This is a genomic window from Sphingosinicella sp., from assembly GCF_052387495.1.
GTDB lineage: Bacteria > Pseudomonadota > Alphaproteobacteria > Sphingomonadales > Sphingomonadaceae > Allosphingosinicella.
In genome coordinates, this window is sequence record NZ_JBQTJC010000203.1 from 1 (window position 1) to 9,944 (window position 9,944).

The following is a 9,944-nucleotide window of genomic DNA, read 5'->3' on the forward strand; positions in this document are numbered from 1 at the left end:
AGAAGCTCGGCGCGCGATAACCGGTCACGGCGGTGCCCGCCGCGTCTTCGATCGCTGGACGCGCCTTGCCGATGTCGGCGCGGAACTCGGCCTCGCTCAGAGTGAAGACGCGGCGATGGTCCCAGCCGTGGCTGGCGACCTCATGGCCGGCCTCGGCGATGCGGCGGATCAGCGCCGGGTGGCGCTCGGCGACCCAGCCCAGCGTGAAGAAGGTGGCCTTGACCCCCGCTTCTTCGAACAGGGCGAGGACGTTGTCCGTGTTCTGCTCGACGCGGCGCGGGATCCGATCCCACGCCGCGCGGTCGATCACGGTCTCGAAGGCGCCGACCTGGAACCAGTCCTCGACATCGACGGAGAGGGCATTCGTCATCGGCCCTCCCGCTCAGGCCACGCGCGAGCGGTAGGCCTGATCCTGGCCGCCCTCGACCCAGTCGACGAGCAGGGTCAGGACACGGCGAATCATCGCCTCATGCTCGTCGGCCCGCGCCTCCAGCGCGGCGATGCGGCGTTCCAGCGCGGGATCGGCCGCGGCGACGGGCTGTGGGGCGGATTCGTTGGCGGCGACGGCGTGCGGCCGGCTCGAACGCAGCGGGAGGACCCGCTCCTCGACCGGCGCGGGCTGGACCGCATCGGCGGCGAGATCGGCGGCGGCGGTGGCGACGGTGGCGGCGTCGATCCGCTCGGCGCCCTCGACCGCGGCCTGCAGCATCACCCGGTTGGCGAGCTGGTTGACGCGGCGGGGAATGCCGCCGCTGGCCTCGTGGATCGCGGCGAAGGCCTGGGCTTCGAAGGCCGGACGGCCGGTCCAGCCGACCAGCTGCAGCCGGTGGCGGATATAGGCTTCGACCTCGTCCGACCCCATCGCGTCGAGATGATGGGTGGCGATGACGCGTTGGCGGAGCTGCTCCAGCCCCGGCGAGGCGAGCCGGGCGCGGAACTCGGGCTGCCCCAAGAGGACGATCTGCAGCAACGGACGGCCGCGCAACTGGTAGTTGGAGAGCATGCGCAGCTCTTCGAGCGCGGAGACGGGCAGGTTCTGCGCCTCGTCGACGACCAGCAGGGTGCGCTTGCCCGCCCGAGTCTCCTCGTCGAGCCGCCTCTCGACCGCGTCGAGCAAGGCCGCCTTCTCGACCCCGCGGGTGGCGACGCCGAGGCCCTGCGCGGCGAGGCGCAGGATGTCGTCGCCCTCGACCTGAGTCGAGACCAATGAGATCGCGTTCAGGCGGGCGCGGTCGATCGTCGCCATCAGATGCGCGACCAGGGTGGACTTGCCCGCCCCGATCTCGCCGGTGACGACGATGAAGCCCTCCCCCTGCGCGAGGCCATAGCCGAGATAGGCCATCGCCTTCCGGTGCGTGCGGCTCTCGAACCAGAAGCGCGCGTCCGGGGTCAGCTGGAAGGGCTGTCCCGTGAGGCCGAAATGGTCGCTGTACATGGCGCTCTCCCTAGCCCCGCGCTCGTTTAGAAAGTGTAGCGAAGGCCGGCGATGGCCGAGGCAATGGTGCTGTCCTCGACCCCGTCGTCGCTGTGGTTGACGCCGAGCGCCGCCTGGAACTGCAGCCGGTCGAGCAGCAGGCGGCGGCTGTAGCTCGCCGTGCCGCCGGTGCTGAACACCCGGTTGAAGCCCGGCGCGTCGCTGTCGAACCAGCTCGCATAGGCGCTGAGATTGACCTCCGACGAGCGGCTGAGCTGGCGCCCGGCCCCGGCGAACAAAGCGAAGCTCTCGTCGGTGCTGCCGAAGACGTCGAAAACGGCGTCGTCCGGACGGGCGAAGCTGCGGCGATTGTAGCCGGCGCCCGCGCCGAAGCTCCAGCGGCCCCGGTTGGCCGAGAGGATCGCGCTGCCGCCGCGCGAGCGGAAGGTGCCGCCGCGGATCGACTGGAGGTTGCCGCCGAGGCAGCCGCCCGTGCCCGGCGTCGAGCCGAAGGCGCAGCCGGTGAGATCGCCGGTCAGCGGATTGCGTGCAACCTCAAAATCATCCGGCAAGTTACTGAGATTGCTAATAAGAGAGCCGCCGAACGTCTCGACCGTGTCGTAGACGGTGACGCCGATCCCGGACTCGCTGTTGAAGCGGTGGCTGAACGAGCCGACCACGGTCGTGCCGCCGTAGCGGTGGCCAGCGCGGGCCTGGAGCTCGGTGCGCGGGGTCGGCCGCCAGATCACGCCGGCATCGTAGATCACGCCGCTGACGTCATAGGTGAGCAGGCGCGGCGCCGCCGGATCCGGAACCGGCCGGCCGTCGGGCGTGACGATCGGAACGCCGGCGACGTCGCGGGCGACGTCGAGCTGGCTCGCCTCGATATTTTCGTAACCGACGCCCGCGGTGAAGGCGAGCGTGGGGCTGACCGGAACGACGACGTCGCCGCGGACATAGGCGCCCTCGAACTCGTCGTCGAAATCGCTGTTCGATTCGGAGCGGGCATAGCCGGCGCCGACCGTCCAGCCGACCGGCAGCCGCCCCGGCGCCATGCCGACGCTCGCCGTGGCGCTGTGCGCGATCGCGCTGTCATAGCCGTCGTCCGGTCCGCCGGTAACGCTGTCGTCGTCGATCGCGACATAGCCGAGGCGATAGGAGGCGTTGACCGCGACCGGCCCGACATGGGTCGAGACGGTCGGCCCGGCATAGACCGAATAGACCTCGACCGCCGCGTCGCGGTCGGTAACGCCGAGCGCGCGCCCTTCCCCGCCGGTGCGGGTGGCGAGCGCGCCGGCCTCGATATTGACGGCGCCCGGGACGACCTGGGCGCTGATCGCGGCGATGCCGCTGTGCGTGTCGGTATCGCCGGCATCGCCGTTCCATTCGACCAGCCGATCGTAGCGATAGGAGAGGACGGCGGTGACCCGGCGGGTCCGGACGCTGCCGTCCACGCCCGCGGCGAGGGTCGTATAGGTCAGGGTGTCACCGCCGAACTCGGTGCTGATCCCCTGCGCGACCTCGAGATAGGGTGCGATGTCGGCGCGCCGCTCACGCCGCTCGCGGCGGGATTCGGGCGCCGAGGCGCCTTCCGTGACGGGCGCGCCATAATTGACGCCTGACGAAGGCGGCGCATCCTGCGCGTGGGCCGCCGAGGCGGCGAAAGCGAGGCCGAGCGCCAGCGTCAGCCGGCGGGCAAGCTTATTGGTCATGGCCATATCCATCATAAGCGCCGAATTTGCGTCCGCTGACGGCGATGCCCGCTCCGTTGAGGACCAGGCCGACATGATCGCAGCCCGAGAGCAGGCCGATCGTCTCGCGGAGATCGGCTTCGGTTGTCCGGTCGGCGCGCACCACGACGAGCACCTGGCCGACATGGGCCGAGAGCACGGTCGCTGGGGACGCCATCAACGCCGGGGGCGAATCAAACAGGATGATCCGCTCGCGATTGCCGGCGACGAGCTTCGCCAGCACCTCCCTTGTCCGGTCCGAAGCGAGCAGCTCCGGCACATTATTGGCCTTGCGCCCGGCGGGGAGGACGGAAAGTCCGGCCACGTCGGTGCGCACGACGAAATCCTCGGGATTGGCGGCGGGGTCGGACAATGCCTCGACCAGGCCGGGGCCGTTCTCGATGCCGAGCGTGGCGAGCACGTCGGGCTTGGAGAAATCGCCGTCGATCAGCAGTACCTCGACCTCGCGCTCGCCGGAGAGCGACAAAGCGAGGTTGACCGCGCAGAAGCTCTTGCCCTCATCGGGCTGGCCCGAGCAGATCAGCACGGTGCGGCGCTTGTCCTCGGGCAGCGAGACGCGGCGAGCGATGCCGGAGAGGAGCTGCCGCTTGATCAGGCGGAACTCCTCGGCGAGCCCGGTCGGAACGCCGCCCGGCACGACGAAGCCCTTGGCGGCGAGCGCCTCGCGGTCGATCCGGGCGATGCCCGTCGGGGCGAAGTCGAACGGCTGCGGCGCGGCCGCGGCGAGCTCGACGATCTCCTCGACCGCAAGCGGCGCCGGCCTGGGCGCCTCGACCCGCGCCGGCTCGGCCGGAGCCGGCTTGGACATGGGATCGGCGGCCGGAACCGGCGCGGGCGCGCGCAGCGCGGCGCCGAAATCGTAGACCTGGGCGGCGCGCTCGATCAGCGAGAGGGGGCTGTGCTTGCTCATGTCGCTCCTCACGCCGCCGAACTTCGCTGCCAGAATTCGACCAGGACCAGGATCGCCCAGCTCCCCGCGAGCGCGGCGCCGGTGCCGCCGAGCCAGAGCAGGCGCTGGCGGCGGTGGGCGCGCTCGTCGGGAGTCACCACCTCGCTCAGCGTGCCGAGCACGGGAAGGCCGGTGACGGCGGCGAGCCGGTTCTGGGTCGGGAAGGTCGTCTGCAGCTGACCCGCGACGAAGGCGGCCGCGACCCCGGCGCCGAGCGCGAGGATCAGCACTGCGGTGAGGAAGATCGGGCGGTTCGGTGCGGCGGGGGCGGACGGCACGACGGGCGGCTCGATCACCTGGACGTTGATCGGGCTGGTTCGCGCCTGGACGTCGCTGCGCAGCCGGACCTGCTCGCGATTGGCGAGCAGCTGGTCATATTGCTGCTTCAGTACGTCATAGTCGCGGCCCAGCCGCTCCTGTTCGGCGGCGAGGCCGGGTTCGGTCGACTGGCCCGAGGAGAGCTGGGCGAGGTCGGACTGGAGCTGGTTGCGGCGCGCGGTGGCGGCGGCGAGCTGCGCCTCGCGCTCGCCCATCATCGCGCGGAGCGAGACGTAGGAAGGGTTGCTGATCCCGCCGGTATTGCCGCTGCGCCGCTCGGCGGCAGCATAGGGGCGGAGGCGCGCAATCTGCTGGCGGGCGGCGACGATATCCGGGTGCGATTCGCGCCAGCCCCGCGCCATGTTCGAATTGATCTGGCCCTCGATCGCGGCGATCTGGCCGCTCGCCGAGCCGTCGCTGCCGCCGGCGCCCGGGATCGATTGCGGGGTCGCGGCGAGCTGGCCGCGCATCGCGTTGAGCGAGGCCTGACCCGCCGCCACCTGCTGCTCGAGATTGGCGAGCTCGGCGCGCGCGGCGGACATGCGCTGCGAGATCGTGCCGACGCCCGGCAGCCCGCCCATGTAACGCTGCTCGAACTCCATCCGGCGCTGCTCGGCCTCGCGCAGCGCGGTCTCGCGCTGGCGCAGCTGCTCGTCAAGAAACTGGAGCGACTGGCCGGTCTCACGGCGGTCGCCCGAGAGGTTCTGCTCGATGAAGAGGTCGATCAGGCCCTGCACGGTGGCGGCGGCGGTGCGCGCGTTCTGGCCGTTGGAGAAGCCGGAGACGTTCGAGCTGCCGGTGATCTCGATCATCCCGTCGGGCTGGGCGACGATGGCGATGCGCTGGCGAAGCTGCCCGACCACGGTCGAAAGGTCGCGCTCGCTGGCGACCAGCGAATTGAGGTCGGTGCGGCGGACGATGCGGACGAGATTCTCGTTCGAGGTCAGCGTCTGCTTGAGCCTGAGTTGCTGATTCTGCCGCTCGTCCGGGGTGATCCCGATCTGGTTGGGCAGGATCGACTGCATCTGCACGAACAGCCGCGCCTTCGCCTCGTAGCTGTTGGGGATGAGCGCGATGATCAGCCAGCCAAGCACGGCCACGCCCCATGCGACCGCCATGGCGAGCCAGCGGCGCCGCCAGACCTGGTGCAGGGCGATCCGGAACTGTTCGTAGAGTCCGTCCATCGGGCGCTATCGTCCTTGGCTGGGTTGGCCGGGGCGGCTTTAGATACTGCTCTCGGGGATGATGATCAGGTCGCCGGGCTCGAGCCGGACGTTGGCGCGCACGTCGCCGCGGCGGAGCAGGCTGGCGATCCTCAAATCATATTCCTGCTGGCGGCCGGTCGCGCGGTCGGTGCGGACCAGCCGCGCGCGGTCGCCCGCGGCATATTCGGACAGGCCGCCGACCGCGATCATGGCGTCAAGCAATGTCATGTTGGCGCGATAGGGGATCGCCGCCGGCCGCTCGGTCGCGCCGACGACGCGGATCTGCTGCGAGAAGGTGCCCTGCGGCCGGTTCACCATGACCGAGACCAACGGATCCTGGATATATTGAGCGAGGACGACGCGAACGTCCTCGGCGAGCTGGGCCGGGGTCTTGCCGACCGCGATCATGTCGGTGACCATCGGCGTCGTGATGCGGCCGTCGGGACGGACCTGGACGGTGGTGCTGAGCTCCGGGTTGCGCCAGACGAAGACGGTGATCTCGTCGAGGGCGCCGATCAGGTAATTCTCGCTGACCTGGTCCGACGAGCCGACGAAGCTCGCCGCCGGCAGGCTGCGGCCGACCCGGTCGGCGCCGGCGCAGCCAGTGAGCGCGAGCGCGCTGACGCTGGCGAAAAGGGCGGCCCAGGACTTGGCGGACAGACGCATGCTCATTCCTCTTCACAGCTTCTCGACCCTGGCGCCCGCCCGTCCCGGATCGGGAATGTGGCGGGTGCGCAGTTCAAGGCGCTGCTACGCCGGAACAGGTTAAGTTACGGTTAGGAAACGGGATGCTCTCGGGCGCCGTCCCGATCCGGGACAGCACCGGCGCAGGTGTTAATCGCCGCCGACGACCATCTCCGTCGCCGGATGCTGGGCGAGGAAGGCCTGCGGGCTGGCTGACAGGCCGTAGGCGCCGGCGAGGAAGACGGCGACGAGATCGCCCACTTCGGCGCGCGGCATGGCGACATCGTCGGCGAGCCGGTCGAGCGGCGTGCAGAGGCAGCCGACGATGGTCACCTCCTCCTCCGGCGCGGCGCCGAAGCGGCCGGCGATGGCCACCGGATAGTTGCGGCGAACGACCTGGCCAAAATTGCCCGAGGCGGCGAGCTGGTGCTGCATGCCGCCGTCGGTGACGAGGAAGGTCTTGCCGTGGCTCTCCTTGCGGTCGATGATCCGGGTCAGATAGACCCCCGCCTCGCCCACGAGCCAGCGGCCGAGCTCGATCGCAAAACGCGTTTGGCCAAGGACTTGCGCGCGATTGCTGAGCGATTCCGCCAAAGCCGCGCCGACCGCCTCGACGGCGAGCGGCTGCTCGCCGCCGAAATAAGGGATGCCGAAGCCGCCGCCGAGATTGACCAGCGGCGGCTCCTCACCCGCGGCCTCGGCCAGCTCGGCGGCCAGCGCGACCGTGGCGAGCTGGGCCTCGATCAGGGCGTCGGCGGCGAGCGCCTGCGAGCCCGCGAAGATATGGAAGCCGCGCCAGTCGGCGCCCGCTTCGACCAGGCGGCGGACCAAAGCGGGCACCCGCGCCGCGTCGACCCCGAACGGCTTGGCGCCGCCGCCCATGCGCATGCCCGAGCCCTTGATCTCGAAGTCCGGATTGACCCGGACGGCGATCCTCGGCTGCAAGCCGAGGCGCTCACCGATCGCCAGCGCCCGCTCGGCCTCACCCTCGGACTCGCAATTGAGCGTCGCGCCGGCGGCGATCGCCTGCTCCAGCTCAGCGTCGCGCTTGCCGGGCCCGGCGAAGCTGATGTGCGCCGCATCCGCCCCTGCCTCCAGCGCCAGCCGCAACTCTCCGCCCGAGGCCACGTCGAGGCCATCGACTCGGCTTGCGACATGTTTCAGCAAAGGAAGGTAAGAATTTGCTTTTATGGCATAATGTAGATCGACACCCGGAACCGCGGCGCGGAAGCGGACGATCTGCCGCTCGACCAGCCCGAGATAGTAGACGAAGAGCGGCGTGTCGCCTGCTTGCGCCGCCAGCGCATCGGCGCGCTTGCCGCCGATCAGCAGCATGCCATCGCCATCGGCCGCAAAACCGGCCGGGATCGGGCCCATCGGCTTGGTCATGAGGTCAACTCGTGCTTCAGCGCGACCCGGTCAAGCTTGCCGTTGGGCGAGCGCGGCAGCTCGTCGCGCCAGAGGATCTCGCCGGGCTGCATGAAATTGGGGAGCTGGCGCTTGAGGAAGGCGCGCAGCTCCGCCTCGCGCTCGCGTCGGTTCGGGCGCAGGACCAGGGCGATGGCCTCGCCGAGGCGTGGATCGGGAAGCCCGAGCGCCACCGCCTCATGCACCACGCCCGAGGCGATCGCCGCTTCCTCGACCTCGGTCGGGCTGACCCGGTTGCCCGAGGTCTTGATCATCCCGTCCTCGCGGCCGACGAAATAAAGCAGGCCTTCGACGTCGCGGCGGACCCGGTCGCCCGACCAGACCGCCATGCCGCCAAAGGCCGAGCCCGCCGGCGCGGGCTTGAACCGCTCCGCCGTCCGCTCCGGATCCTGCCAATAGCCCTGGGCGACGAGCGGGCCGGCATGGACCAGTTCGCCTTCCTCCGCTTCCTCGCCGTCGGCGCCGATCACCATGATCTCGGCGAAGGGAATGGCTTTGCCCATCGAATCCGGGTGCATGTCGAGCAGCTCCGGCTCGAGATAGGTCGAGCGAAAGGCCTCGGTCAGGCCGTACATCGAATAGATGTTGGCGGCCGGAAAAAGCTCGCGCATCCGGCGGATCACCGAAGGGGCGAGCTTGCCCCCGCTGTTGGTGAGCCGCCTGAGGCTGAGCGCGGCGGCCGGTGGCCAAGGCGCCTCGACCAGCTGCACCCAGAGCGGAGGAACGCCGGCCAAGGTACTGATCTTATGGGTTTCGATCGCCCGGATGACGTCGCGCGCGGTGAGATAGTCGAGCGGGACGACGCAGCCGCCCGCCGCCCAGGTCGAGAAGAGCTGGTTCTGCCCGTAATCGAAGGCGAAGGGCAGTACGACGAGCACCCGGTCCTCCGGGCTCAGCCGGAGATAATGCGCGACGCTGATTGCGCCGAGCCACATATTGGCATGGCTCAGCATCACCCCCTTGGGCCGTCCGGTCGAGCCCGAGGTGTAAAGCAAAGCCGCAAGCTGGTCCGGCGCCGCGCTCGATGGCGGCATGCGGTCGGGATGATCGAACAGGCCTGCGCTCCCCGCCTCGTCGAGAATCGCGCAAGCGGCGTCGCCGGCTTCGAGCGTCGCGAGACGGCCCTGGCCGCTGATCAGCAGGCTCGCGCCGCTGTCGGCGAGGATATGCGCCGCCTGCAGCCGCTTGAGCAACGGGTTGATCGGGACATGGACCAGGCCCGCACGGGCGCAGGCAAGCGGCAGCAGGCTGGCGAGGCGGCTCTTGGGGAGCCAGCTCGCCACCCGCTCGCCGGGGCCGAGCCCTCTCGCCTTCAGCCCCGCCGCCAGCGCGCCGACCGCAGCCTCAAGGCCGGCGAAGTCGAGCGTGCCTTCGCGCGTCACCAGCGCCGGCGCCTGCGGCGCGCCTTGCAGGGTCAGGTGATCGAGCGGGCGCGGGGTGGGATCGGGCGTCGGCAAGGTCGTTCCTGCTTCGAAAGCGGCATGATAGGAGGCTCGCGAGGGGGCATAAAGCGTGACGGTTAACATCGCTTTGTTCGACCATTTCGACCAGGTTGCCGCCGATGCCGCGGGGGCGCTGGATCGGGCGGCGCAACCGTGCCTCTTCCACCGGCTCGACTGGTTCCAGCTGATCGCGGCGCATTGCCCACCGAAGGGTCGGCTGAGGGTGATCCGAGCGGAGCAGGGGGGGCGCAAGGCGTGGCTCTTCCTCGCGATCGAGAGCGGGAGGGCGCGCGCCTTCGCCGCCTGGTACTCGCTGCGCTTCGATGCCGTGGGGAATCGCGCGAGTGACGTCATGACGGCAATGGCCGCCACCTTGCGCGACGGCGGCATCGCGAGCGTCGAGCTGGCACCGCTCGAGGATCCGGCGCCGCTCGCCGAGGCGTTTCGCGCCGCGGGCTGGTCGGTGCAGGTCTCGGAGAAGACCGGCAACTGGCGGATCGCGACCGATGGCATGGACTTCGCCGCTTACTGGGCGTCGCGGCCCGGCCAGCTGCGCAGCACCTTCAAGCGCCGCGGCAAGGCGGCCCACCTCAAGATCGAAATCTACGACCGCTTCGACGAGGACGCCTGGGCGGATTACGAGGCCGTCTACCGCGCGAGCTGGAAGCCGGACGAAGGCTCCTTCGCGTTCCTGCGCGCCCTCGCCGAGCAGGAGGGCGAAGCGGGCACGCTCCGCCTCGGCATCGCCAGGCA

At 70.1% G+C, this 9,944-nt stretch carries 8 protein-coding genes and 1 pseudogene; 1 reads left to right on the top strand and 8 read right to left on the bottom strand.

Going from position 1 to position 9,944, the window contains the following annotated elements; all coding sequences use genetic code 11:
* From ACT4N8_RS11320 to ACT4N8_RS11355, 8 genes are all read right to left on the bottom strand, one after another.
* Window positions 1-370: polysaccharide deacetylase family protein (locus ACT4N8_RS11320; protein ID WP_444858230.1), on the bottom strand; the 370-nt coding region annotated here is incomplete at its 3' end.
* 12 nt (window positions 371-382) lie between these two features.
* Entirely contained in the window at window positions 383-1,435 is a 1,053-nt protein-coding gene (locus ACT4N8_RS11325) for an XrtA/PEP-CTERM system-associated ATPase (RefSeq protein ID WP_444858231.1), read from the bottom strand.
* Window positions 1,436-1,461: 26 nt separating this feature from the next.
* Entirely contained in the window at window positions 1,462-3,126 is a 1,665-nt protein-coding gene (locus tag ACT4N8_RS11330; RefSeq protein ID WP_444858232.1) for a hypothetical protein, read from the bottom strand.
* Complete coding sequence (locus ACT4N8_RS11335) at window positions 3,116-4,075, bottom strand: hypothetical protein (protein WP_444858233.1); 960 nt, start codon at window positions 4,073-4,075, stop codon at window positions 3,116-3,118. Before ACT4N8_RS11335 ends, ACT4N8_RS11330 begins: the two co-directional genes overlap by 11 nt.
* Before the next feature lie 8 nt (window positions 4,076-4,083).
* Complete coding sequence (locus ACT4N8_RS11340) at window positions 4,084-5,616, bottom strand: XrtA system polysaccharide chain length determinant (RefSeq protein WP_444858234.1); 1,533 nt, start codon at window positions 5,614-5,616, stop codon at window positions 4,084-4,086.
* Between the two features lie 39 nt (window positions 5,617-5,655).
* The gene (locus tag ACT4N8_RS11345; RefSeq protein WP_444858235.1) at window positions 5,656-6,303 is read right to left on the bottom strand and encodes an XrtA/PEP-CTERM system exopolysaccharide export protein; all 648 of its coding nucleotides are present in this window, start codon (window positions 6,301-6,303) and stop codon (window positions 5,656-5,658) included.
* Between the two features lie 168 nt (window positions 6,304-6,471).
* A complete protein-coding gene (locus ACT4N8_RS11350; protein WP_444858236.1) occupies window positions 6,472-7,710 on the bottom strand; it encodes a pyridoxal-dependent decarboxylase, exosortase A system-associated in 1,239 nt (412 codons plus the stop codon).
* A complete protein-coding gene (locus tag ACT4N8_RS11355) occupies window positions 7,707-9,275 on the bottom strand; it encodes an acyl-CoA ligase (AMP-forming), exosortase A system-associated (protein ID WP_444858237.1) in 1,569 nt (522 codons plus the stop codon). Before ACT4N8_RS11355 ends, ACT4N8_RS11350 begins: the two co-directional genes overlap by 4 nt.
* Here ACT4N8_RS11355 and ACT4N8_RS11360 point away from each other — a divergent pair.
* Window positions 9,262-9,944, top strand: a pseudogene (locus ACT4N8_RS11360) (GNAT family N-acetyltransferase); the annotation flags it as partial. The gene ACT4N8_RS11355 and the pseudogene ACT4N8_RS11360 sit on opposite strands and share 14 nt — an antisense overlap.